The organism is Streptomyces albus subsp. albus (assembly GCF_000719865.1).
GTDB lineage: Bacteria > Actinomycetota > Actinomycetes > Streptomycetales > Streptomycetaceae > Streptomyces > Streptomyces albus_E.
Genome location: NZ_JOID01000006.1, coordinates 117,980 through 142,853, shown reverse-complemented (window position 1 = coordinate 142,853; position 24,874 = coordinate 117,980). Strand labels below are relative to the sequence as shown.

Here is a 24,874-nt window from a genome sequence, read left to right as displayed (position 1 = left end):
TGGCCACGGGTCCGTCAGGCGGCGCGGAAGCGGGACTATGAGGTGCCGTCGTCAGCACGCTCCGCGGACCCGCTGCCCCCCGCTCGCGCTCCCGCCGATGCCACGGCTCCGGGCGGCTCGGGAGCGCGCTCCGCACCGGACCCCCCGCCGGGCCCGTCGGACGGGTCCCCCGGGCCGGAGCGGGCGAAGACCAGGTCCGCCACTCCGCGCACCGCGTCCGGTTCCAGTTCGGCGAGCGGCGGCAGCGCGTGGTACCAGCCCTCCCCCGCCAGCACCTCGCCCAGCAACCGCTTTGCGCGGGCGGTGCGTTCGGGCGTACGACCCCCGGCGGGCAGACCGGCCGCGCTGATCGAACGGCGCGCGATCCACGCCGCCTGCCCGGCCGGCGCGTGGTCGCCCGGGATCGCGAGGACCGGTCCGGCCGATCCCATCAGCAGCGCCGCGAGTTCGGTCAGAGTTGCGCCGCGCTCCCACGCGTCGAAGAGCTCCCGGGCCAGTTCCTCCGCGCCCGTGAAGTCGCCCTCGGCCGCCCGCAGCAGTGCTGCGGAGCCGTGGTCGTCGGGATCCGGCCAGAGCTCGCTGCGTGGGTCCGGGGGGCCGAACAGTTCGCGGAATTCCCCCCGCCGCCCCTCCGGCAGCAGAGGCAGCACCGCCTGCAACTCCAATGTGTTGTAGTGCAGTTCGGCCGGTGACGCGGCTTCGACGGCCCGTTCCAGGTGGCCCGCCATGCGCCGCGCCCGGGACGGTGAGCGGGTTCCGAGCGCCGCCAGCAGGAACGGCAGCGTGCGGACCGCGTGGTCCGGATCGCCGTCCTCCGGGGGCCGCTGCTCCGCGTAACGGCTCTCCACCGACGCGGCCAGGGAGTCGGCGGCCGCGCGGTCGTGGTCCCACAGGACCGCGGAGAGCAGCGCGGCATACGCGGCCCGCTGGTCGCCGGTGAGGGCCTCGGCCAGCTCGCTCGCCTCCGCGCCGGCTCCGAGCCGCGCCAGTGCCACCGCCACGGCGATCCGCGCATGGCCTGCCGGGGGGCCGTCCCCGGTGCCGGAGGTCTTCCCCGCGGACTCCAGCGCGTCCTTCAGCGACCTGAGGGCCGCGGGGCCGTCGGTGGCGCCCCGCACCGCGGTCTCGGCCAGGGCCCACCAGCGCAGGGCCGGTTCTCTCATCGCCCGGGCCGAGCGTCCGGCCCGCTCGTCCTCGCCCAGGGCCGCGAGTGCCTCGGCGAGCCGGACGAGCACCGCGTCGTCCAGGCCGGTACCGGCGGCCGGCCCGTACAGCGCCTCGGCCGCCGCGTCGAGCAGTTCCGTCGCGCGCCGGCGGTCCGTGCCGAAAAAGGGCCCGGCGACCGCGCTCAGCGCCGCGGCGACGTCCCGGGGCCTGGTGAGCCCGTCCGCGCAGCGCACCGCTTCGTCCGGGTGGCCTTCCTCCGCGAGGGTCCGGACCAGCGCCAGGCGCAGCCTGTCGGCGTCCCGCCGCCCCATCCCCGCGACGTCAGCGCCTCCGTCACCGTCCTCGTCGCCCAAGAGGCTCAGTGCCAGGTCGGCCCTTCCCCGGCGCACCCAGGCGCTCGCGATCGCCTCACTCGCACGCCACGCCGCCCAGGAGGAGCCCTCGGCCGGGAAGCGGGCGGCGAAACCGGCCGCCTCCTCGGGCAGCCCGCCGAGGGCCAGCGCCACCACCGCGTCGGTCCAGGTGCTCCTGTCGACGGACGCGGTGAAGGGATCGGGCTCGGGCTCCGGCTCGTACGAGCCGACCCGTCGCGCCACGTTTCGCGCCAGCCGGGCCGCCCGCTCCGGCCGGGCGTCCCTGAGTTCCGCCACCGCCGGAAGCACGGCGGCCGGCGGCCAGGCCGACCGCAATGCGGCCTCCGCCTCGGCCTCGACGCGGTCGTGCAGCCGGCTTCTCCGCCCCTCGTCGTGGCCGGCGCACGCCCGGGCCACCGCGGCCAGGATGCGTATCCGGTCCACCGGCGAGCCCCTGCCGTCCACGGCGGCCTCCGCCTCGTCCAGGAGCCGGGCGGCCGTCGGCTCGTCGTGCGCCCGCAGCACTGCCGCCACCTCGGCCAGCGCCTCGGCCGCCTCGACGGACATCTCCACGGTCTCGATGACGGCCACGATCGCGGGTGCCTCGCCCGGGCCCCCGGGCCCGTCGCCATAGACGGGCTCCCGGTCGACGTCCTTGAGGCGTTCCACCAGGGCCAGCGCCTCGTCCGCCCGTCCGCACGCGGCGAGGACCACGGCCGCACCGCGGTGCAGAGGGCTGAGGTCACCGTCCGGCGGCGAGCCGTCCACCGGGAGGTGAACCGCCAGGTCCTCCGCCTCCCGCACCAGTCCGACGGCCCGCTCCCGGTCGCCGCGGCGTGCGAGGACCCGGGCGACGCCCACCAGGGCCATCGCCCGCTCGAACCGGTCGTACACGCTGCGCGCCAGCCCTTCCGCGCGCACCGGGTCCCCCGACTCGGCGACCGCGGGCGGCAGTTCGGGGGGCAACGCCCGGTTGCGGTGCGACAGCAGATCCCGGGCCGCCGCCAGGGGCGCCAGGTGTGCCAGGTCGTCCGGGGCCGTGTCGCGCAGCAGCCGGATCGCGGCGTCGATCTCGGCGAGCGCGGCGGCGTCGCTGCCGGTGGCCTCCCGGAGCCGGTCGTGGCGGCGGACCTCGGCGGCCAGCCGCGCGGCCCGCACGGCGTCCCCGAGGCCGGTGACCAGCCGGCCGTACGGGCGCAGGAGGTAGGGCGGGGTGTCGCGGGGCCAGCCGCGCTCCGCGTATCCGGCGGCCCAGCGGTGCAGGCGTTCCCGGTACCGCTCGATGTCGCCGCCCAGTTCGCCGAGGGCCGCCGTGTAGAGGGTCTCGTGGGCGAAGAGGTGGCCGCGGGTGGCGTCGGGGTCGTCCCGGGGCGCGGCCCGGTCGGCGCTGCCGCCGGAGTTGAGCGCGTCGGCGTAGTCCCGTACCCGCAGCAGCCGGCCGAAGGCGCTGCCCAGCCACTTCCGCAGGTGCAGGTAGGGCCGCCCGGTGAGCTCGTGGAGGTCGCGCGGGGTGAGGCTGGCGCGGGCGGCGGTGAACAGGCCGACGAGCTCCCGGCCGAGCTCGTCCTCACCGTAGAGAGCGTGGGAGAGGTCCCAGCGCGCCTCGTCGGCGGTGTGGCGCGCGGCCTCGGCGGTCCGGAGCGGGGTGACGACGGCCGGGTCCCGCAGCGGGTGCCCGCCGGACACGTCGTGCGGCAGGCCGGGGTTGGGGCGGCTGGTGACCAGCACGCGCACCTGGGGCGGGAGCCGCGGCGGCAGCAGCGAGGCGATGCTCGGGCCGGTGCCGCCGGGGCGGGCGGCCTGGTCCTCGTCGAGGCCGTCGACGACGAGCAGCAGCGTGCCGCCGTCCCGCGCCACCCGCCGTGCGGCCTCCTCCAGGAGCAGCCGCCGTTCGCCGTCCCGGGCCATCGGCAGGGCGTGCGCGGAGGGGGCGCGGCCGGCGATGGCGGCGAGCTGGTGGACGAGGGCCTCGGTGAAGGCTCCGCTGTCCGACTGGCCCGCGAACCGGGCCGTGATGAAGAACCAGACGGGTACGACGCCGCGCGGCGGGTGCAGCGCGAACCAGGCGGCGAGCGCCGTCTTGCCCGCCCACGGCGGCGCCTGGAGCCAGCGGTACGGCTCCCCGCCGCCGCAGAAGGCGACGAGCTCCGCCAGCTCCTCCTCCCTGCCCTCCAGTCGCTCCGGGGCGATGTCCCGGAGCTGCGCCCGGTAGACGGACTCGGCCAGGGCGGACTCCGCCGGGGGGAGTACGTCGGGCAGGCCGGCGGGGTCGAGCCGGGTGTCCAGGCACGCCTCCAGGACGCGCAGTTCGGCGTCCGTGAGGCGTTCCGCCCAGCGGTCCACGCGGCTCGCGGCAAGCCGGCCCGGCCCGTCGGTGCGGTGGTGTTCGGCGATGACGCCGATGATGTGGCCGCGGCTGAGGACCACGGCACCGGACATGCCGGACCAGGGCGAGGGGGCCGGGCCCGCCGGGTCGGCGGACGGCGCGGGCCCGGCGGGCGGATCGGTGCTCAGGTCGAGCGTGCCCTCGCGCCGGTTGGACAGCACGGCGCAGGTGGCCACGGCGTGCGCGGTGTCGCGGTAGGAGGAACCGTCCGCGTCCCGGCGGAGCTTGAACAGCGGGAAGCCGACCGCGCCGCAGCGCAGGACCGCGTCCCGCTCACCGATCCGGCCGAACGGCGGGAGCCACGGGGCCTGTTCGCCGCCCGCCGCCGCGCCGGGGTCCACCGACAGCACGGCGGCGTCGACGCCGTCGTGGCACCACGTCACCTCGGCGTCGAGCGTCCGTTCGCCCGGCCGGTCGGCGTCGAACCGTACGCGCACCCGCGCCGCGTCCGCGACCACATGGGCGGCGGTGAGCACCCGGCCGGGCCGGACCAGGAGGCCCGATCCGCGCCGGGTGCCGCCGCCCGGCCGTGTCGCGATGATCTCGGCGACGCGGGTGGCGTGCGACGGCTCGGTGTCCACTGGCTCCGTCCCCGTCCCTCTCCCCGTCGCCCGGCTCGCCGTCGTCCCGCTTCCGCTGCCGTCAGCGTTCGCCCTCGGCCTCGTCGCCCGCGATCAGGGCGGGCCCGGCGGGACGGCCGTCCCCATCGGTCCGTACGGGCTGCAGGGTGACGGTGATCCGCTGGGTGGCGGCCCGGCTCAGCTTCCCCTCGGCGCCGGCCTCGACGACCCAGAAGCGGACCTTGCCGCTGCCGCCCGCCTCCCGGCCCACCTCGACGGCCGCCTCGACCTCGACCGGCCCGGCCTCGAACCGCAGTGAGTGCCCCTCGCCGTCCGCCATGGCGGCCGTCAGCTCGCGCCGCAACTCCCGGATCATCTCGGACAGTTCGATCACGCGTCCCCTCCCCCGCCGCGCGTGCGGGGCGCCCCCGCACGGCCTCGCATCCTACTGTCCGCCCCGCACACGCCCGGAGGAGCAGGGACGGCCCACCGCCCCCGGCGCGTCGCCGGCGGCCTGTCCCGCGCCACCGGGGACCGCCGCGCGGCCACCCTCCGCGGCCCGCTCTCCCCGCGCGGCGAAGCCGCGAAGAGAGCCGGCGACGACAAGCCGACTGCGGACGCGCCCAAGAAGACGACCGTCCCCGATCTCGTGGGCATGGGACTGCGGTCGGCACAGGACAAGGCGCAGGAAGCCGGTTTCCACGGGCTCGCTTCGCACGACGCACTGGGCCGGGAACACATGCAGGCGTCCGACCGGAACTGGAAGGTGTGCAGTCAGGACGTGGCGGCCGGCACCTCCAGGCCGACCGACACCGGCCTGGACTCCTGTGCAGCGCGGGTTCGGAGCGGCCGGCCCGGCCGCTCCGAACCCGCAAGCCGGTCAATTGACGGTCAGGAGCGCCGTGTTGTTCGTGAGATCCGGGTCGAAGTCGAAGGGGTGCTCACCGAACTCGCCGAACGGGGGGTGGATGCTCACGGCACCGGTCGCGCCGGGCACCACGGTGTCGACACGCACGGAGAAGGCGAACGTGCGCCGGGTGTCCTCCAGCACCCAGTACCGCAGGCCGCAGTCGTAGCGCGGGGCGCCCGTCCGCTTCGGGTAGTAGCCGCCGTCGAGGGTGCGCGGGTAGCAGCCGGACGGCACGCCGGTGACCTTGGTGCCCTCGGGCACGACCAGCCGGACCTCGGCGACGGGGTCGCCGGAGCCGAGGTTGCCGAACCAGGCCGGTCCGTTGTTCTGGAACGCGAGCTCGACCGTGGCCGTCTCGCCCGCCGCGCCGGAGACGGCGTCACCGGTCACGGAGAAGTCCGCGGTGTTCTCCGCACCGATCTGGAGCACCGTGTAGTCGTTCCGGGAGTCGATGTCCTGGGCGCCATCGCCCGGCTCGACGTCGATGTCGAGCCGCTCGTTCAGTGCGTGCGGGGCGAGTCGCACCGTCAGCGGCTCGGGCAGCTCGAAGGAGTCGCCCGGTGCCAGCACCTGATCGAACGTGCAGACCGCCTTGTTCGACGGTGCGTAGTCGTCGCCGTCCGTCGTGGTGTAGGTGCAGGCGTCGTACCGGGTCAGATCCGTCAGGCCGTACGAGGCGTACAGCTTGACGGTGAACCCGTTCGCGCTCTCGTTGCCGTTGTTGGTGACCTTGAACGGGATCGTCCGCTCGTCGCCGGGCAGACCGTCCTCGATCTCGGCAACGGGGTCAATGGCGAGATCCGGCCCTGCGCCGACGGTGAGCGTGGTGTCGAAGCTCTCGTGCGGCGCGGTGAGCGTCCCGTCGGGGCCGCCGGTGGCCGTCGCCTCGTAGGTGATCCTGCCCTGCGCGCCGACTTCGGCGCCGTCGGCCGCACGCACCGTCAGGAACACCTGGTCCTCGTAGTCACCCCCGATCGCGGGCACCACGGGAATGTCGCACACCGCGCCGGCGCCGCTCGGCGTGCAGTTGTCGGGCCAGCTCACCTCGGCGACCCCGGCCAGGCCGGAGACGTCGATGGTGAGTCTGCCGTCGGTCACCGTGAAGTTGTCGTTGTCGTGGTGGAGGCCGACGCCGAGGGTACGGGACTGCGGCTCACCGCCGTCGGTACCGGTCGGCAGCGTCTGCTCGTACGGCGTGCTGATCCACAGCTGGTCGGTCTGCGGCGGGTCGTCGGCGGCGAACGCGGGCGCGGCGAGGCCGGCCGTCAGCAGACCGGCCGCTACCGCCACGGCGGCACCGGATCTGAGGCGGGCCGGGCGTCCAGCGGATAACGAGCTCATAGCTACCCCCCAAGGGTGCGGTAAGGCGACAGATGCGCCGTGCATCCCCCTGGCGCATCGGAGAGATCATCACATGACGGGGAGTCCACCGCGCTCCGCTTTTCGGCCTGTTGAAGGCCGCTCAGGACCTTGCGGCCCGCCTCGTGGTGCGCGCCCGGCGAAGCTCCGTACCGTTGGTGCTCCGGTGCCGCTGGACCACTCCGGAGCCGATGGACGCCACGAACGAATTCCCCCGAAATGCACGGAACCGGCGGACTTTCCCGAGTTGGATTGATGCGAGCTGCTTGGTTCCGGGCTCCTGGCGTGGGAGGCGTTCGTACTCCACTGGGCGGAGCGGACCCAAACCGAGGTTGAAGAGGCTCGGTTCGGTCCTGACCGCGGAAGCGAGGCAACGGTCCGGGCCCGGAACCACACCGCCGCGATCTTCAGCCGGGAGACGCTGCAGCATCCGGACCCTCTCCGCGGGCTCATCCCCGGCCGACGTCACCGCTCACCCGCGAGGTCGAGATCACCCCCCTTTCCTCCCGGCCACACCTCCCACGCGCCCGGGACGGCGCCACGGGTGCTCGACCGGATCGGACACCTCCCGCCACCACGCCTCCACCGGCAGCTTCCCCGCCGGCTCGAACGGCTCACCCGGCCGGGGAAACGCCACCGCCTGGCCCGCCTCCTCGGCCGCATCCCTCATCCACTCCCCCGGCTCCGCCCACGCGTGCGGCGCGAGGTTGAAGGTGCCCCAGTGGATGGGCAGCAGGACCCCGGCCGGGGTTCCGCCGGACAGGTCGAGATGCGTCCGCACCCCCTCCTCCGGGGTCATGTGGATCTCCGGCCAGTGCTCGGAGTACGCGCCGATCTGGATCATCGTGGCGTCGAACGGACCGTACGCGGCGCCCGTCTCGGCGAAGCCGTGGTAGTAGCCGGTGTCCCCGCTGTGGAATATCCGGTGCTCCGGCCCCGTCACGACCCAGGAGGCCCACAGGGTCCGCATCCCGCGGACGAGGCCCCGGCCGCAGAAGTGCCGGGCGGGCGTGGCCGTGAGCGTCAGCTCCCCGACGCGCGCCGACTCGTGCCAGTCCAGTTCGTCGATGCGCGCCGGGTCGACGCCCCAGTGTTCGAGGTCCGCCCCGACGCCCAGCGGTACGGCGAACCGGGTGCCGGTGGCGGCGAGCGCGCGGACGGCGGCCATGTCCAGGTGGTCGTAGTGGTCGTGCGAGATGACGACCGCGTCGACCGGCGCCAGGTCCTCCAGCGGCAGGGGCACCGGATGCAGCCGGCGCGGCCCGGCGAAGGCGAAGGGCGAGCAGCGCTCGCTCCAGACCGGGTCGAACAGCACCCGGTGGCCGTCGATCTCCGCCAGCACACTGGAGTGCCCCATCCAGGTCAGCCGGAGGCCGGACGGCGGGGTCGCGGGCCGGGCGCTCCCGGTTCCCGGGGCGTGCCGGTGCACGGGTATGGCGGCGGCGGGCGCGCGCCGTCTGCGCGCCTCCCGGTCGAACTGGGCGCGCAGCAGCGCCCGGCCGGAGCCGGGCAGCATCATGCGGGTCGGCACCGGGTTGCGGAACTGGCCGTCCGCCCACTGCGGCGATCTGCGGATGCGTTCGAGCCGCTCGCCGGCCGGGTCCGCGCCGAAGGCGGCGGGCCGCAGCCGGGCGGCGAGCGAGCGCAGCGGACCGGGAACGGGACGCCGCAGACGGGCCGGCCGGGGCGCGGGGCCGGGTGCTGAGCCGGGTGCTGAGCTGGATACGCGTTCGGGCACGGGACCTCCGTCGGGACGTTGCTCAATGGTGCGCCGCGGCCCGTCGGCCCCGGGCGCCCCGGCGCCCCGGTGGCGGTACGGCGGCCGGCGCGGCCGGCGCTGTGCTCGACAGGAGAACGGCAGGGCGGCCGTCAGGGTGCCCGCCGCGCGAGAACCGGGCCCGGCTCACTGCCCGCCGGGCCCGGTTCCGCTCAATCCGCCGGGCCGGTCAGGGCTTGCGGCCCACGCCGGCGTAGCAGGCGACGGTACGCCCGTCCTCGTTCCCCGCGGCCTTCCCCGCCCGCCCGGTCCCCTCCTCGGGCCGCCAGGCCGTGGCCTGGACCAGTCCCGGGTCGAGCAGGTCGAAGCCCTTGAAGAACGGCAGGATGCCCGCGTGGTCGCGCAGCGTGAGGTGGGCCGTGCTCCGGTCGTAGACCTTCCGGACGTCCTCGCCCTCCGTCCGCCGCCGCTCCTCCCCGTGGAAGTCGGCGGTGACGTGGCTGAGGATGAGGTGGCTGCCGCTCGGCAGCTCCCCGCCGAGCGTGGCGAGAATGCCCTCCGGGTCCGAGGCGTCGTCGATGAAGTGCAGGACGGCGACCAGCATCAGGGCCACCGGCTGGTCGAAGTCGATGAGCCGGCGGACGGTCGGGTGGTCCAGGATGGACCGCGGTTCCCGGACGTCGGCGTGGACGAAGGCGGCGTTGCCCTCGTTGGTCAGCTTGGCCTCCGCGTGGGCCCCCACGATCACGTCGTTGTCGACGAACGCCACCCTGGTACCGGGGGCGATCTCCCGCGCTATCTCATGGGTGTTGGGCGAGGTGGGGATGCCCGTGCCGATGTCGATGATCTGCCGGACCCCCGCCCCGACGGCGGTCCGCACCGCCCGCTCCATGAAGGCCCGGTTCGCCCGCGCGGTCGCCCGCGTGTCCGGGGCGAGCTTCATCACTTCCTCCGCGGCCGCGCGGTCGACCTCGTAGTTGTCCCATCCCCCGAGGTAGTAGTCGTACATCCGTGCCGGATGCGGTCTGCTGGTGTCGATACGTTCGGCAGGGAAACCCTGGTCGGTCACACCGGTCTCCATTTCCGTCTCTTCCCCCTGTCCGCGGGGAGTCGCCCCGCGTCCCCCGTGTGTGTCCCCCGTGTCCGTGCGGAGAGCCGGCCGGCTCGGTCGGGGCGGGCCGGCTCCGTCGGGCGAGGTCAGGCGAGGAGGAAGTCCGCCTCGCCGTCCTTCGCGCCACGGATGAAGGTCGCGATCTCGTGATGGGTGTATATCAGCGCCGGGCCCTCCGGATCGGTGGACTGCCGCAGCGCCACCCTCCCGTCACCCAGCTTCATGGCTTCCACACAACTGCCCCCGTTTCCCCCGCTCCACGGCTTGTGCCAGCCCTCCGTGCCGAGCTCCGTGGAGGGCATCCCGTTGTAGATACGTTTCTCGCGACCCATGGTTCAGATCTCCTTGCGAATCCCACCCAGCACCGTCCGGGTGGTGTGTGCGGGCGCGGCTTGCGCGCACATCCGGTCGAGGGCCTCCAGGAACGCCGAGACGTCGTCCCGCTGGTCGACGTAGACGGCCCCGACGAGGCTCTCGGAATAGACGACGTCCGGCAGTTCCGGAAGCGGAAACCGGAAGATGTGAAAGGGACCGTACATGGCCGGGTGCGGGCCGGCGGAGAAGGGCATGAGCTGGAGCCTGACCCGCGGCATCTCGGTGGCCTCGATGAGCCGGTCGATCTGCTCGCGCATCACCTCCGGGCCGCCGATCGGACGGCGCAGGACCGTCTCGTCCATGACAACCCAGAGCAGTGGCGGGTCGTCCCTGGTCAGCAGGGACTGCCGCTCGGCGCGCAGCGCGGCGAGGCGCTCCACCTCCGCGGCCGGGGCGTGGGGCATCCCGGCGCGGAGGACGGCGCGCGCGTAGGCCTCGGTCTGGAGCAGCCCGGGTACGTAGTGCGGCTCGTAGGCGCGGATGACGCTGGCCTCGCCCTCCAGGGCGACGAAGGCGCTGAACCACTCGGGGAGCACATCGCGGAAGCGGTGCCACCAGCCCGGCTGGTTGGCCTCCCGGGCCAGCGAGACGAAGGCGTCGATCTCCGCCTGCTCGGTGATGCCGTAGACCCGGAGGAGTTTCTCCACATACGGGATTTTCAGCCCGACTTCGGCCTTCTCCATCCGGCGGATCGTGGCGTGAGTGACGTCGAGGGCGCGGCCCGCCTCCGCGTACGACAGTCCGGCTCTCTCCCGTAGGTCCTGCAGGCGCTTGCCGAGCACCAGTCTCAGGACGGTCGGCGCACCTCCCGGCCGCGCATCCTTCACCGCACATCCCCTCCAACAACCTTGACCCGCGCGCAGTCTGTCACGGCGTCAGTTGCACGGGCCAGGCTGTCGTCTGCTTTTTGTGAATTACAGACTGATCCTTGCCATGCGTGAGTGACACACCGCATAGTTGCAGCGTGGCTCCTTCCCATGACGCGCTCAGGCTGAGCCGCTGCGGCGGCGTCGTCGCCCGGCATCTGCAGGATGTGTTCCATCTGCCGGCGATGAGCGCCTCGGTCTGCGAGGCCCGGCGGCGCGTCCTCACGCTGCTGTCCGAGTGGGGCGTCGACGAGCGCTGCCGGGCGGACGCCGAGCTGGTGGTGTCGGAGCTGTTCACCAACGCCGTGCGGCACACCGACAGCGCCAAGGTGGCCTGCGAGGTCCGGCTCACCGGGCGGCAGCTGCGCGTGGAGGTCACCGACGAGGGGTGCGCGGAGACCGCGCCGCGCGCCCGGTTCTCCGGGATCGACGAGGAGGGCGGGCGCGGGCTGATGCTGGTCGGCGCCCTCGCGGAGGAGTGGGGAGTCCGGCCGGACGAGGCCGGGCGCGGCCAGGTGGTCTGGGCCTGCCTGCGCTGCGGGAGAACCGGCCGCTGAGCCGCCGGGCCCCGTACACCGCGCGTGTTCCGGGCCCCGCGCCCCGGAGGTCCCCGGTGCCACCGAGCGCCGCCCCGCCGGAGCGTTCCTCCCGAGCCCCGGCCCGGGCCCGGCGCACGTCGCCCACCGTCCACCGCCCGGCGGCCGGCAATCGGCGGTCGGCCCTCCGCTTCCCGTCCGGCTTCCGGCCCCGTCTCGTGACGCGTCCCACACCGGGGCCGGCGCGGACCGGAAAAGACCAGGTGGTGCGCGGTCCGGCGGAGAGCGGTCCGCATGGGTGAACCGGTTGCCCGGGTAATCCATATCGTAGGGTCTCCAGCATCAGCAGGACCGCCTCGCCGGCGCGAGGGCCGGCGGCCGACACCGAGGAGCGACGCCCGTGACGCAGACGCCTCAGGTTCCCCAGACCGGGCAGACCGGGCAGACCGGCCTGGCCGAGCCCCGGCTCTCGGGTGTGCGGAACTTCCGCGACGTGGGCGGCCTGCCGACCGGCGACGGGCGGACCGTCCGGCGCGGGGTGCTCTACCGCAGCGGGCACCTGGCGAAGGCCACCCCCGAGGACGCCGCGTTCCTCTCCTCCCTCGGCCTGCACACGGTCTTCGACTTCCGCAACGACGCCGATGTGGCCCTCGACGGCCATGACATCGAACTGGACGGCGTGCGCCATGTGAACATCCCGCTGACCGACCCGGCCGACGGCGCGGAGTTCTGGCGGATGGTGCGGGACGGCGACCTCACCCAGCTCCGCGCCGCGCTGGGCGACGGCAAGGCCGCCCTGCGGATGTCGAGCACCTACCGCGTCATCGTCAAGACCCGTACCACCGAGCACAGCCGGGTGCTGCACGCGCTCGCCGAGGACAGCGTGCCCGCGCTGATGCACTGCGCGGCGGGCAAGGACCGGGCGGGGCTGTCCATCGCGGTCACCCTGCTCGCGCTGGGGGTGGAGCGGGACGCGATCGAGGAGGACTACCTGGCGAGCGCCGCCCCGCACCGCCGCTACCGGTTCCGCCGCTCGGACAACTCCCCCGCCGCCCTGACCCCGGAGGTCGAGGACCTGCTCAGCCCGCTCTTCGACGCCCGGCGCGAGTACCTGGCCGCCGCCTTCACGACGATCGAGGAGGAGTGGGGCACGGTCGACGCCTACCTCACCCAGGGACTGGGCTTCGGGCCGGAGCGGCGCGAACGGCTGCGCGCCCGGATGCTCGACGGCTGACCGGCCGGAACGGCCGGACGGGCCGGGCCGGCGGCCCAGCCCCCGCACCCCTGGGGGCCCGGCCGCCGGGCCGCCCCGTCCTCGGCCCCGCCCCGTCCTCAGCCCCGGTTCCCGCCCGCCGTCTCGCGCAGCGCGCGCAGCGACTGCCGCAGCGAGCCCAGGGTGGCCAGGACGGCGGTCGGCTCGTAGCCGCAGTGCGCCATGCAGTTGGCGCAGCGCGGGTCGCGGCCCCGCCCGTAGGCCTCCCAGTCGGTCTCCTCGACCAGCTCCCGGTAGGTGGGGACGTAGCCGTCGCTCATCAGGTAGCAGGGCCGCTGCCAGCCGAACAGGGAGTAGTTGGGGATGGCCCAGGCCGTGCAGCGGAAGTCCGCCCGGCCCTCCAGGAAGTCGAGGAAGAGCGGGCTGTGGTTGAGCCGCCACCGGCGCCGGTTGCCGCCCGCGAAGGCCTTGGCGAACAGCTCGCGGGTCTGGGCGACGCCGAGGAAGTGCTCCTGGTCGGGCGCCTTCTCGTAGGCATAGGCGGGAGAGATCATCATCTCGTCCACCCGCAGCTCGTCATTGAGGTAGTCGAGGACCTCGACGACGGTCTGCGGGGTGTCGGTGTTGAAGAAGGTCGAGTTGGTGGTGACCCGGAAGCCGCGCCGCTTGGCCTCCTTGATCGCCTCCACGGCCTCGTCGAACACGCCCTCCTTCGCGACGGAGGCGTCGTGCCGCTCGCGCAGGCCGTCGATGTGCACCGCGAAGGCGAAGTAGCGCGAGGGTTCGAACTTGTCGAGGTGCTTGCGCAGCAGCACGGCGTTGGTGCAGAGGAAGACGTACTTCCTGCGCGCGGTGAGCTGCCGCACGATCTCGTCGATCTGCGGGTGCATCAGCGGTTCGCCGCCCGCGATGGACACCATGGGCGCGCCGGACTCCAGGACCGCGCCGACGGCCTGGGCGACGGGCATCCGCTGCCGGAGCACGCCGGCCGGATGCTGGATCTTCCCGCAGCCCTCGCACTTGAGGTTGCAGGCGAAGAGCGGTTCCAGCTCGACGATCAGCGGGAACTTCTCCCGGCGGCGGAGCTTCTGGGCGAAGAGATAGGTTCCGACCCGGATGGTCTGGCGGAGCGGCATGGCCATCTGGCTCACCTCCTGGGGAGCGGCAGGGAACGGTGCCATTCGTAGAAAGCCGGCAGGACGGTCCGCAGGACGCGGAAGGCCGATATTCCACGGAGGACCGTGCCGCCCCGGGCCAGTTCGCGCTCCGGGGTGTCCACGACCACCCGTACGGCGGCAACGGGGCGCGCTCCCGCGGCCAGGGCGGTGCGGAGGACGGCGGCGGACTCCATGTCGGCGGCGATGGCTCCGCTCGCGTGCAGCCGGGCGCGCTCGGCGCCCCGTACGAGGTGGTCGGTGCCGGCCAGGGGTCCGGTGTGGACGGTGGTGCCGGGACGGGCGCGGGCGAGCCGGGCCAGCGCGGTGGCCAGCGCGGCCGTGCCCGTGCAGGGGACGCGGACGTCCCCGTCGCGGGTCTCGGCGGCGACGACCAGGTCGCCGGGGCGCATCCCCGGGGCGAGAGCCCCGCAGAAACCGGTGGCGAGGACGGCGGTGCCGACCGCGTACGGGTCCGCGCGGCCCAGGCCGCGGAGCACGGCGCGCTCGGCGGACCGGGGTCCCATGCCGGTGCGCAGGACGGTCACGGCGGCGGGCGCTCCGCTCCGGTCGCCGCCGCGCAGGGCGAGCCGTTCGATGCCGAGCGCGCAGGCGATGAGCAGCGCCCCGGGTCCGCCGTCCCGGGCCATCAGGCGTCCCGCGGGCCGGTCCGGGGCGGCCGGCCCACGGCGGTCAGGTAGCGGCCGAGGGCGGTGAGCGGGAACACCTGCCGGTAGAGGTGGTAGTTGATGGAGAAGTCCCAGGGGAAGCCCGTGCCGGTGAACTGGGGTTCGTCCCAGGAGCCGTCCTCGCGCTGGGTGCGGGCGAGCCAGCCGACGCCGCGTTCGACGGCCTTCCCGTCCTCCTCCCCGGCGGCGAGCAGGGCGAGCAGGGCCCAGCCGGTCTGGGAGGGGGTGGACGCGCCGCGGGCGATCCACTCGGGGTCCGGGTAGGAGCGCAGGTCCTCGCCCCAGCCGCCGTCCTCGTTCTGGACGCTTCGGAGCCAGTCGACGGCGCGGCGGATCGCGGGGTGGTCCGCGGGGACGCCGGCGGCGACGAGGGCGGGGACGGCGGAGCCGGTGCCGTAGAGGTGGTTGACGCCCCAGCGGCCGAACCAGGCCCCGCTGGGCTCCTGTTCGGCCAGCAGCCAGTCCACGGCGCGCCGGACGCGCGGGTCCCCGGCCAGGCCCTCGGCGGCGAGCATCTCCACGACGTGCGCCGTGACGTCGGCGGACGGCGGGTCGATGACCTCGCCGAAGTCGCAGAACGGCAGCCGGTTGGGGAAGGCGCTGGTGTTGTCGGCGTCGAACGCGCCCCACGCGCCGCCCGCGGACTGCATGCCGAGGGTCCAGCGGACGGCCCGGCGGACGGCCCGGTCGACCCGCTCGGGGTCGGGGTGGGCGGTGCGGCGGAGGGCGAGGACGACCTCGGCGGTGTCGTCGGTGTCCGGGTAGTTGTCGTTGTGGAACTCGAACGCCCAGCCGCCCGGGGCCAGTCCGGGACGGCGGACCGACCAGTCGCCGGGGCGCAGCACCTGTTCGCCGAGCATCCAGTCGGCGGCCTGCACGAGGGCGGGGTGGTCCGGCGGCAGTCCGGCGTCGGTGAGGGCGATGGTGGCGAGGCAGGTGTCCCAGACCGGCGACTGGCAGGCCTCGACCATGCGGCTGGGTCCGCCGCCGGGGCCGGGCACGTCGTGCCAGACGGCGAACCGGTCGAGCGAGTCGAGCCCGGCGCGGAGCACGGGGTGGTCGAGGTCGTAGCCGAGCAGGTGGAGGGCGATGACGGAGTAGACGGCCGGCGGCTGGATGCCGCCCCAGCAGCCGTCGTTCTCCTGGCGTTCGACGATCCAGCGGGCGCAGGCCCGCAGCGCCGCGCGCCGCAGCGGGGGCGGCGCCACCCGGCGGTAGGTATGCAGGGCCCGGTCGAGGCGCTGGAAGACGCGGTCCCAGCCGGTGGCCCGGGGTTCGGCGTGCCGCTGGGCCGCGTCCGGGTCCGGGTGGAGTTCGCCGAGGGGGAAGGGGGCCGGGCGCACCGGGCGCAGGGCGGACACGACGGCGAGCGGCACGATGGTCTGCCGGGCCCAGCAGCCGAAGTCGTAGATGTTGAGCGGGAACCACTTCGGCAGGTAGATCATCTCGGGCGGCAGTTCGGGCAGCCGTTCCCAGGGCCACCAGCCGAAGAGGGCGAGCCAGATCCGGGTGAAGACGCGGGTGGCGGCGATGCCGCCGTGCTCGCGCACCCATGCGGAGGCGGCGGCCATGTGGGCGTCCGCGGGGGCGTCGCCGGCGAGCCGGAGGGCGACGTAGGCCTCGACGGTGGCGGAGAGGTCCCCGGGGCCGCCGTGGAAGGTGGCCCAGGTGCCGTCGGGGCGCTGGCAGGAGCGGATGAAGCGGGCGGCGGCCTCGGTGGTCCGCCGGTCGCCGGTGCCGAGGAACTGGCGGAGCAGCAGGTCCTCGGCGTCCATGGTGACGTTGGTCTCCAGGTCGCCCTTCCACCAGCCCTCGTCGTGCTGCCGGCCGAGGAGGTTCCGCACCGCGCGCGCGGCGGCGCGCTCGGCGGCGGCGGGGGTGTCGTCACGGGGCCCGGGGGCGGGCAGACCCGGCCCGGCGGCCCGGAGCCGGGATCCGGCGGATACGGCGCCGGGTGGCGCGGTGCCGCACGACGCGGTGCCGGGTCCTGCGCTGCTGGGTCCTGCGCTGTTGGGTGCTGCGCTGCTGACGGGCACCGTGCCGGGCGACGCGGCGCCGGCGGGCGCGGTGGTGGCAGGCGCGGTGGTGGCAGGCGCGGTGGTGGCAGGCGCGGTGGTGGCAGGCGCGGTGGTGGCAGGCGCGGCACCGGGACCGGCCGCGCCTGCGGGCGCGGCAACGGGCGACGCGGCGCCCGGGCGGGCGGTTTCCGCTTCGGGGGCGGCGGGCGGGGCCGGGAGCGGGCCGGGCGGTCCGCCGGCCGGGATGGCGGGGGGCCGGGGCCCCGAACCGCCGTCGGTCGTCGCTGTCATGGCTTCCCCTTCGTGCAGTGGACGCTCTGCTGTGCCGGGGTGCACCGGCCGCCGCGCGCCGCCCGGGAGGGCGTGCGGCGGCGGCCGGTGGCTACGCCTGTATGTGCCGGCGGTTCTCTCCGCGTGCGGCCGCGGCACCGGCCGGTGCCGCGGTCGTCCCGCCCGGTGCGCGCCCCGTCATTTGCGCCGCACGACCACGAAGTCCGCGAGAGCGACGAACTGTTCGCGGACCCGCGGATCCAGGTCGACCCGGTCCAGCGCGCCGATCGCGGCGGCGTGCTGCCGCTGGGCCTCCTGAGAGGTCCAGGTGCGGCCGCCGGCCTCCTCGATGAGCGCGGCGCGCTCGGCGAACTCGGTCTCGTCGAAGTCCTCGGTGCGGTCGCTCTTGGCGTCGACGGCGAGGATCGCGGCGAGCCGGTCGGAGGCGGCTCCGCCGGCGGCGAGGGCCGCGACGACCGGCAGGGACTTCTTCCGCTGCCGCAGGTCGCTCCAGGTCTGCTTGCCGGTCGACTCCGGGTCGCCCCAGATGCCGAGCAGGTCGTCGACCGCCTGGAAGGCGAGGCCGAGGTGGTAGCCGTAGGACTCCAGGCTGTCGGCGAGATGGTCGTCGGCGCCGCCGAGGACGGCGCCGATGGAGGTGGCGCAGGCGAGCAGGGCGCCCGTCTTGTTCCCCTCCATGCGCAGGCACTCCTCGACGGTGACCCGCTCCCGGTGCTCGTAGGAGATGTCCTGGGCCTGGCCGTCGATGAGCTTGCGGGTGGCCGTGGTCAGCCGCCGCGCGGCGCGGGCGGCCTCGGGCGTGCCCATCTCCAGCAGGATCTCGCCCGCCAGGGCGAAGAGGGCGTCGCCGACGAGGACGGCGAGGGCGGGGCCGTGCACCTTCCAGACGGTGTCGCGGTGGCGGCGCTGCTCGTCGCCGTCCATGAGGTCGTCGTGGAGCAGGGAGAAGTTGTGCACCAGCTCCACGGCGACGGCGCCGGGGATGCCGGACTCCGCGGAGGCCCCCGCGGCCTCGGCGGACAGCAGCGCGAGCGCCGGGCGCACCGCCTTGCCGCCGTCGCCGTCGGCGGGTCTGCCCTCGGCGTCGATCCAGCCGAAGTGGTAGGCGGCGACGGTGTCCATGGGCGGTGCGAGCCGGGCCACGGCTGCCCGCAGCACCGGCGTGGCGAGCGTCCGTCCGCGCAGCAGCAGCGCGGCGACGTCCGCGGTGTCGATGGCGGGTTGCGCCGTATTCACTGTCTCTCCTTCGGTTCTTCCGCGGCCGGGGGTGCCGGGCCGCGCGGTGGCCTGCGCTGTCTCCTGCGACCGCGGCTCCGGGGCGGGCGCGCGATGCGCGGGCCGGGCGGTCGCGGCCTGGGACGTGCTGGTCATACGGCCCTGCCTTCCTGGGTACGTCCCCGCGGGATGCTCCCGGGGGACGGGGCGGTTGGGGCGGTGCCGGCCGCGGTGCCGGCCGCTCCGGACGGTCCCGGGCTCCGGGGCGCGGGACGGGGTGCCGGGCATCCTCGGCGCTCCGTACCGTGGCGTGGTGGCGGCATCAGGCGGCCTCCTGCCGGGGGGCCGGCCGCCCGGGGCCCGGGGGCGGGTCCGGGTGAGTCCGGACGGTGCGGAGGTGGCGCAGGGCCGCGGCGGCGGCGGTGGCGCCGCTGCGGGCCGCGCCCTCCATCGTGGCGGGCCATCCGGTGGCCGTCCATGCCCCCGCGAGGTGGAGCCCGGGGGCGCGGGTGCGGGCGGGCGGGCGGAGCCGTCCGGTGCCGGGGGCGGGGTCGAAGGTCGCGGCGCGTTCGCGGGTGACGAAGAAGTCGGCGACCCGGGCGTTCCGGGCAGCGGGCAGCAGCCGCTCCAGCTCGGGCAGGAAGCGGCGGCGGAGCTCCGCGACGGGCAGGTCGATGATGTCTCCGGCGGCCGACTGCGACAGGGCGAGGTACTGGGCGCCGCCGGTGAGCCCGGAGGGCTCCGTCCGGTCGAAGACCCATTGGACGGGGCTGCCCAGCGCGGCGAGGAAGGGGCGGCGCAGCACCCTGCGATCGTAGACGACATGGAGATTGAGGATCGGCGCGGTCCCGATCTCCAGCAGCCGCCCCGGGTCGTCGAGGGCGCCGTCGGGCAGCAGCCGGTGCGCCTCGTCCTGCGGCACGGCGAGGACGACGGTGTCGGCGGTCAGGGTCTCCGGTCCGGCCAGGGCGCCGGTGACGGCGACCCGCCAGCCGCCGGACCCGGCGTCCGGGCGGTGGAGCGCGCGGGCGCGGGTGCGGAGCAGGACGCGGACTCCGGCGTCCGCCAGGGCCCGGCGGGTGCGGGTGTCGTGGAGGTCTCCGAGCGGTACGCGCGACCAGCCGATGTCCGCCGCGCCAGGGGCGGAGAGCAGCCCGATCCGGAAGACCATGGCGGCCAGTGCCAGGGACGCCCGGTCGGCGGGGGCGTTGAGGGTGGCGACGCCGATGAGGTCCCACAGCGCCTCGACGGCGCGCGGGGACTGGCCCCGCCGGCGGAGCCAGCCGCCGAAGTCGGTGCCGTCGAGCGCCGGGTCGGCCGGGTCGAGGCGGCGCAGGGCGAGCGCGGCGCGGGCGGCGGCGGCGCGCTCGGCGAGGGAGAGGTGCGGATAGCGGGCGAGGGAGCCCGCGAGGTGCAGCGGTACGGGCAGCGCGGAGCGGCGCAGCCGTCCGGCGCGGTTCCGGGCGGCGTCCAGGACGGGCACGTCGAGGCGGTGCTGCACGGGCGCCAGTCCCCCGGCCCCGATGCGGTCGAGGAGCGCGCGGTAGGCGGTGCAGCAGCGCAGGTGGACGTGCTGGCCGTTGTCGGCGGTGAGGTCCCCGGCCGGGGAGGCGCGGTGGAAGGAGAAGGCGAGCCCGCCGAGGCGCGGCCGTGCCTCGGTGAGGGTGACGCGGACACCGGCGTCGGCGAGCGCCAGGGCGGCGGCCGTGCCGGCGATGCCGCCGCCGACGACCACGGCGGTGCGCCCGGCGGCCCCGGACGGGCCGGGGCCGGCGGTGGGCGCGGCCGGGCCGGGCCGGGGCGGGGAGGGTTCCGGGACCGGCGGGCGCATCAGCCGCGCCCTCCGGCGCCGTGTGCCCGGTGGCGGCCGGTGCGGCGGGTGATGTGCCGGGCGTCCAGGCCGGAGAGGCCGCGCACGGCGACGTACGCCTTCTCGGGGGCGGGCAGGGAGACCCGGCCGTGCAGGACGGCCTCGGGGTCGCGGGCGATGCGGTCGAGCAGCCGCCGGTAGATGCCGGCCATGGCGGCGACGCAGGCGCCGCTGCGCCGGTCGAGGAGCGGCAGCAGCCGGAAGCCCTCGGCGAACAGGGCGCGGGCGCGCCGCGCCTGGTAGTGGACCAGGCCGGTGAAGTCGGCGCCGGGCGGGGGCACGGGGGTGTGGAAGCCCGCGGTGCAGCCGAACTTGGCGAGGTCGTCGGCGGGGAGGTAGAGGCGGCCCTGCGCGGCGTCCTCACGGACGTCCCGGAGGATGTTGGTGAGTTGGAGGGCGAGGCCGAGGGTGTCGGCGTACTCGGGGGCGCGTTCGGCCTCGCGCGCGCTGTTGCCGTGGGGGTCCGTGACCCCGAATACGCCGAGGGACAGCCGGCCGATCGTGCCGGCGACCCGGCGGCAGTACGTCCGGAGGTCGTCCCAGGTGTCGTAGGTCTCGCCGCGCACGTCCATCAGGACGCCGTCGATGAGTTCGTCGAGCGCGGCCAGGGGGATCGGGAAGCGCCCGGCGGCGTCGGCGAGGGCGACGGCCACCGGGTCGGTGTCGTCGGTGCGGACGCCGCCGTCGCGCACCCGCGCGAGAAGGGCGCGGGTCGCGTCGAGGCGGGCGAGCTTGGCGGCCGGCGGGAGGTCGCCGTCGCCGATGTCGTCGACGCGGCGGGAGAAGGCGTACAGCGCCGACATGGCCTGCCGTTTCCCGGGGGGCAGCAGGCGGATGCCGTAGGCGAAGTTGCGGGCCTGGTGCCCGGTGACGGTCTCGCAGTAGCGGTACGCGGCGAGCACCGGCGCCGGGACGGACGCGGGCGCGGACGCGGGCGCGGACGGGGTCATGGTCCGGCTCACCCCTCTCTTCGCAGTGTGGCGGCCACCGCGCGCAGGAGGGCGGTTCGGGTGGGCCTGGGCGGTCCGGGCAGCACGTCGTGGCCGGCGGCCGCGATGGCGGCCAGCGCCGCCCTGCCGCCCGCGACGAAGCCGGCGAGCAGCAGCTTGAGCCGCCCGGAGACGCTGCCCACGAGCGGGGCGCCCTCGTCCAGCAGGGCACGGGCGCGGTCGGCCTCGTGGCGGACGAGGGCGCGCACCCGGGCGTTCGCGGCGGGGCGGCGCAGATCGTCCTCCCGCACGCCGAAGCGCTCCATGTCCTCGGCGGGGAGGTAGACGCGGCCGCGGGCGAGGTCCTCGGCGACGTCCTGGAGGTGCTCGGTGATCTGCAGGGCGGTGCAGACGGCGTCGGAGCGGCGGACGCGCTCGGGGCTGGTGGTGCCGGTGACGGCGAGGACGAGCCGGCCGACAGGGTTGGCGGAGAGCTCGCAGTAGGCGAGCAGGTCCTCGTAGCGGGCGCAGCGGTGAACGTGCTGGTCGCGGCGGTTGGCCGCGATGAGGTCGAGGAACGGCCCGGGGGCGAGCCGGTGGCGCCGCACGGTGGGGGCGAGCGCGCGCAGCAGGGGGTGGCGCGGGCTGCCGCCGGGCGTGAAGACGCGGCGGAGATCGGTCTCGACGGCGTCGAGCAGGGCGAGCCGGTCGCCGGCGTCCCCGGGTGCGGCGCCGAGCAGGGCGGCGTCGGTGCCGCCGGGGGCGAGGTCGCCGTCGCCGATGTCGTCGACCAGGCGCGCGTAGCCGTAGACGGCCATGAGGTCGGCGCGCCAGGGGCGCGGCAGGAAGAACGGGGCGACGGGGAAGTTCTCGCGCGCGGCCTTGTCGAGCACGGCACCGGAGTGCGGGTCCGTGCCGGCGGTCACCGGGTCCCGCCCGGTGACCGGCGTGCGGCGCAGCGGGACGGGGGCGGGGTGCGCCGCGGGACGGCGGCGTCCCGGAGCTGAGGGGTTCCCGTAGCCATGGCCGTCACATCCCCTGTTCTACACGCTCCCCCCAGAACATACGATTTCGGACACGCCGTTCGCGGGACCCGCGCCCGGCGCCACGGGGCACGGGGCACGCCGACACGGCGGCGTTCTGGAGGACTTGCCCCTGAATCGGCGCCGTCCAGCCTCTGCGGTACGTGCTGCCGGCCGGTGCTCCGGGGCGGGTGGCGCCGGGCGTCTTCCCCGTTTCCCGCTCGGGGCAGCCCGTTCCTGGGGCCGGGGCCGGGTCCGGGCCGTGTCCCGTACGCCGGAGCAGGGTGCGGGCGGGCCGACAGGGAGCGGGCCCCGCCGGACGGTGAACCGTCCGGCGGGGCCCCGTGGTGTGCGGGCCCGGTGCCGTGTCCGGGCCGCTTTCGCGTACGGGCGCGGAGGCCGGGCTACTTCCCGGACTCCTTCTCGTACGCCTTGATCACTTCGTCGGTCGGCCCGTCCATGCGGAGCTTGCCGCTCTCCAGCCACAGCACCCGCTCGCAGGTGTCGCGGATGGACTTGTTGTTGTGGCTGACCAGGAAGACCGTGCCGGCCTCCTTGCGCAGCTCGCGGATGCGGGCCTCGGAGCGCTTCTGGAACTTCCGGTCGCCGGTGGCCAGGGCCTCGTCGATCATGAGGACGTCGTGGTCCTTGGCCGCCGCGATGGAGAAGCGCAGCCGGGCCGCCATGCCGGAGGAGTAGGTGCGCATCGGCAGGGTGATGAAGTCACCCTTCTCGTTGATCCCGGAGAAGTCGACGATGTCCTGGTAGCACTCGCGGATCTGCTCGCGGGACATGCCCATCGCCAGGCCGCCGAGTATGACGTTCCGCTCGCCGGTGAGGTCGTTCATCAGGGCCGCGTTGACGCCCAGCAGGGACGGCTGGCCGTCGGTGTAGACCTTGCCGCGCTCGGCGGGGAGCAGCCCGGCCACGGCCTTCAGCAGGGTGGACTTGCCGGAGCCGTTGGAGCCGATCAGGCCGATGGCCTCGCCGCGGTAGGCGGTGAAGGAGACGCCCTTGACGGCGTGCACCTCGCGCATCCCGGCCGGCGCCTTGCGGCGGATCAGCCGGTTGAGGGCGGCGGTGGCGCTGCCCTTGCCGCGCGGGCCGCCGTTGACCCGGTAGACGATGTGGAGGTCGTCGGCGATGACGGTGGGGACCCGCGCCGCGGGGGCGCCGCCGGCGTGGGTCTCGCTCTGCTGCTCAGCCACGGCCGTAACGCTCCTCAGCCTTCCAGAAGTAGATGAACCCGCCGATGCCGGCGACCAGCGCCCAGCCGAGGGCGAGGGCCCAGACGTGGTCGGGCAGGTAGTCGTTGCCGTACCCGTCAATCAGGGCGAACCGCATCAGGTCCATGTAGACGGCGGCGGGGTTGGCGAGCATGACCTCGGCGAGCCAGCCCGGGGCGTGGGCCTTGGAGAGCATGTAGTCCAGCGGGAACATCACGCCGGACGCGTACATCCACGTCCGGGTGACGAAGGGCATCAGCTGGGCGAGGTCCGGGGTCTTGGCGCCCAGCCTGGCCATGACCATGGCCAGCCCGGAGTTGAAGACGAACTGCAGCACCAGGGCCGGGAGCACCAGCAGCCATGACATCCGCGGAAAGTGCCCGAAGGCGGCCAGCACCAGCACCAGGACGATCATCGAGAACAGCAGTTGCTGGAGCTGCTGGAGCGAGAAAGAGATGGGGAGCGAGGCGCGGGGGAAGTGCAGCGCACGGACCAGTCCCAGGTTCCCGGAGATCGACCGTACCCCGGCCATCACCGAGCTCTGGGTGAAGGTGAAGACGAAGACCCCGGTCACGAGGAAGGGAACATAGACATCGTGCTCCATGCCTCCCCGCGCGCCCAGCAGCAGCCCGAAGATCAGGAAGTACACCGCCGCGTTCAGCAGCGGTGTCGCCACCTGCCAGGCCTGCCCCAGCTTCGCCTGGCTGTACTGGGCGGTCAGCTTGGCCTGCGAGAAGGCGAGGATGAAGTGGCGCCGCCCCCACAGCTGCCGGACGTATTGCACGAGAGAGGGCCGGGCCCCGCTCACCGTCAGTCCGTACTTCGCGGCGAGCTCGGCCGGGGACAGGCCGTCGTCGGGGGATGGCGGGGCGCTCACCGCGACCGCACCTTTGTGCGATGTCGTCTCACTCACAAGTGGAAACTTTCGTCCTCATGTAACGCAGCCATAGGGAACGCAGCCGAACCGGGCCGGTCTGAGCCCGTTCCGACACACGTCCGATGCTCTCAGGGGTAGAGCTTGTCAGATGATGGGAGGCCGGCCCAGTCGGGTCAGGCGCCATACCGTACGCCACTTCATGGGACGGCGCGGTCCGCAGGGCGAGCGCCAGCCCTCGGCGAAGCCCCCGAACCAGGCGCGCAGGGCGGGGCCGGACGGGCGGCGCACCAGCGTGAGCAGCAGCCACACCCCCAGGTACAGCGGCACCAGCGGGAGCGGGAGGTTGCGGCGGGCCAGCCAGACCCGGTTGCGGGCCACCATGCGGTGGTAGACCGCGTGCCGGCTGGGGGCCGTGGTGGGGTGGAAGAGCACCAGGTCGGAGCGGTAGTCGATCATCCAGCCCGCGTCCAGGGCCCGCCAGGCGAGGTCGGTCTCCTCGTGGGCGTAGAAGAAGTCGTCCGGCAGTCCGCCGACCTGCTGGAGGACGGCGGTGCGGACGGCGTTGGCGCCGCCGAGGAAGGTGGTGACCCGGGAGGAGCGCATCGGGTCGGAGGCGCGCAGCCGGGGGACGTGGCGGCGCTGGGTGACCCCGGTGTCGGGGTCGGCGATGCGGAAGCTGACGATGCCCAGCTCGGGGTCGGCGGCGAAGGCCTCCCGGCAGAGCTCGGCGGTGTCGGTGTTCGGCAGCAGGCCGTCGTCGTCGAGGAAGAGCAGGACGTCGACGTCGCGGCCGCCGGGCCCGAAGGCCTCGATGCCGACGTTGCGCCCGGCGGGGATGCCGACGTTCTCCGGCAGCTCGATGGTCCTGACCGTCAGGTCGGGCACCATCAGCTCGGGCAGCGGTGAGCCATTGCCCACGACCACGACCTCGATCGGGTCGCCGTCCTGCTTGGCGACCGAGTCGAGCAGCGCGCGCAGCTCCTCGGGGCGGTTGCCCATGGTGAGGACCACCGCCCCGAGCCTCATCGCG

The 24,874-nt window shown here is 74.9% G+C and carries 19 protein-coding genes; 2 read left to right on the top strand and 17 right to left on the bottom strand.

Annotated features, from left to right (window positions below; translation table 11 throughout):
• Window positions 1–35: 35 nt before the first annotated feature.
• The 7 genes from IF83_RS35255 to IF83_RS0107240 form a co-directional block, all read right to left on the bottom strand.
• The gene (locus tag IF83_RS35255) at window positions 36–4,487 is read right to left on the bottom strand and encodes a trypsin-like peptidase domain-containing protein (protein WP_030543227.1); all 4,452 of its coding nucleotides are present in this window, start codon (window positions 4,485–4,487) and stop codon (window positions 36–38) included.
• A gap of 61 nt (window positions 4,488–4,548) precedes the next feature.
• Entirely contained in the window at window positions 4,549–4,860 is a 312-nt protein-coding gene (locus IF83_RS0107265; protein ID WP_030543226.1) for a trypco2 family protein, read from the bottom strand.
• 486 nt (window positions 4,861–5,346) lie between these two features.
• On the bottom strand, window positions 5,347–6,666 hold the full coding sequence (locus tag IF83_RS0107260) for a COG1361 family protein (protein ID WP_244176903.1): 1,320 nt from the start codon (window positions 6,664–6,666) through the stop codon (window positions 5,347–5,349).
• A gap of 559 nt (window positions 6,667–7,225) precedes the next feature.
• Entirely contained in the window at window positions 7,226–8,473 is a 1,248-nt protein-coding gene (locus IF83_RS29945; RefSeq protein WP_394297302.1) for an MBL fold metallo-hydrolase, read from the bottom strand.
• Between the two features lie 208 nt (window positions 8,474–8,681).
• Entirely contained in the window at window positions 8,682–9,533 is an 852-nt protein-coding gene (locus IF83_RS0107250) for an SAM-dependent methyltransferase (protein ID WP_030543224.1), read from the bottom strand.
• A gap of 116 nt (window positions 9,534–9,649) precedes the next feature.
• Complete coding sequence (locus IF83_RS0107245) at window positions 9,650–9,895, bottom strand: DUF397 domain-containing protein (RefSeq protein WP_030543223.1); 246 nt, start codon at window positions 9,893–9,895, stop codon at window positions 9,650–9,652.
• 3 nt (window positions 9,896–9,898) lie between these two features.
• Entirely contained in the window at window positions 9,899–10,765 is an 867-nt protein-coding gene (locus tag IF83_RS0107240; protein ID WP_030543222.1) for a helix-turn-helix domain-containing protein, read from the bottom strand.
• A 137-nt stretch (window positions 10,766–10,902) separates the two neighbouring features.
• On the opposite strand from IF83_RS0107240, the gene IF83_RS0107235 reads away from it, so the two are divergent.
• Together IF83_RS0107235 and IF83_RS0107230 are read left to right on the top strand one after the other, a co-directional pair.
• Window positions 10,903–11,361, top strand: coding sequence for an ATP-binding protein (locus tag IF83_RS0107235; RefSeq protein WP_030543221.1), 459 nt, complete (start codon window positions 10,903–10,905; stop codon window positions 11,359–11,361).
• Window positions 11,362–11,740: 379 nt separating this feature from the next.
• Window positions 11,741–12,574: a tyrosine-protein phosphatase gene (locus IF83_RS0107230; RefSeq protein WP_078843248.1), complete on the top strand. Its 834-nt coding sequence runs from the start codon at window positions 11,741–11,743 to the stop codon at window positions 12,572–12,574.
• Window positions 12,575–12,672: 98 nt separating this feature from the next.
• On the opposite strand, the gene hpnH is transcribed toward IF83_RS0107230, so the two are convergent.
• From hpnH to IF83_RS0107180, 10 genes are all read right to left on the bottom strand, one after another.
• On the bottom strand, window positions 12,673–13,695 hold the full coding sequence (gene hpnH, locus IF83_RS0107225) for an adenosyl-hopene transferase HpnH (RefSeq protein WP_030543219.1): 1,023 nt from the start codon (window positions 13,693–13,695) through the stop codon (window positions 12,673–12,675).
• Between the two features lie 5 nt (window positions 13,696–13,700).
• On the bottom strand, window positions 13,701–14,357 hold the full coding sequence (locus tag IF83_RS0107220) for a phosphorylase family protein (RefSeq protein WP_030543218.1): 657 nt from the start codon (window positions 14,355–14,357) through the stop codon (window positions 13,701–13,703).
• Complete coding sequence (shc, locus tag IF83_RS0107215) at window positions 14,357–16,705, bottom strand: squalene--hopene cyclase (RefSeq protein ID WP_244176901.1); 2,349 nt, start codon at window positions 16,703–16,705, stop codon at window positions 14,357–14,359. Before shc ends, IF83_RS0107220 begins: the two co-directional genes overlap by 1 nt.
• A 177-nt stretch (window positions 16,706–16,882) precedes the next feature.
• A complete protein-coding gene (locus IF83_RS0107210; protein ID WP_030543216.1) occupies window positions 16,883–17,941 on the bottom strand; it encodes a polyprenyl synthetase family protein in 1,059 nt (352 codons plus the stop codon).
• A gap of 301 nt (window positions 17,942–18,242) precedes the next feature.
• Complete coding sequence (gene hpnE, locus IF83_RS0107205) at window positions 18,243–19,751, bottom strand: hydroxysqualene dehydroxylase HpnE (protein WP_078843246.1); 1,509 nt, start codon at window positions 19,749–19,751, stop codon at window positions 18,243–18,245.
• On the bottom strand, window positions 19,751–20,740 hold the full coding sequence (gene hpnD, locus IF83_RS0107200; RefSeq protein WP_030543214.1) for a presqualene diphosphate synthase HpnD: 990 nt from the start codon (window positions 20,738–20,740) through the stop codon (window positions 19,751–19,753). The genes hpnE and hpnD overlap by 1 nt, the downstream gene beginning before the upstream one ends.
• Before the next feature lie 8 nt (window positions 20,741–20,748).
• Window positions 20,749–21,645, bottom strand: coding sequence for a squalene synthase HpnC (hpnC, locus tag IF83_RS0107195; protein ID WP_030543213.1), 897 nt, complete (start codon window positions 21,643–21,645; stop codon window positions 20,749–20,751).
• Between the two features lie 500 nt (window positions 21,646–22,145).
• Window positions 22,146–22,949, bottom strand: coding sequence for an ABC transporter ATP-binding protein (locus IF83_RS0107190; RefSeq protein ID WP_030543212.1), 804 nt, complete (start codon window positions 22,947–22,949; stop codon window positions 22,146–22,148).
• Complete coding sequence (locus tag IF83_RS0107185; protein WP_030543211.1) at window positions 22,942–23,880, bottom strand: ABC transporter permease; 939 nt, start codon at window positions 23,878–23,880, stop codon at window positions 22,942–22,944. The genes IF83_RS0107190 and IF83_RS0107185 overlap by 8 nt, the downstream gene beginning before the upstream one ends.
• A gap of 108 nt (window positions 23,881–23,988) precedes the next feature.
• Window positions 23,989–24,870: a glycosyltransferase family 2 protein gene (locus tag IF83_RS0107180; RefSeq protein ID WP_030543210.1), complete on the bottom strand. Its 882-nt coding sequence runs from the start codon at window positions 24,868–24,870 to the stop codon at window positions 23,989–23,991.
• Between the last annotated feature and the right edge of the window lie 4 nt (window positions 24,871–24,874).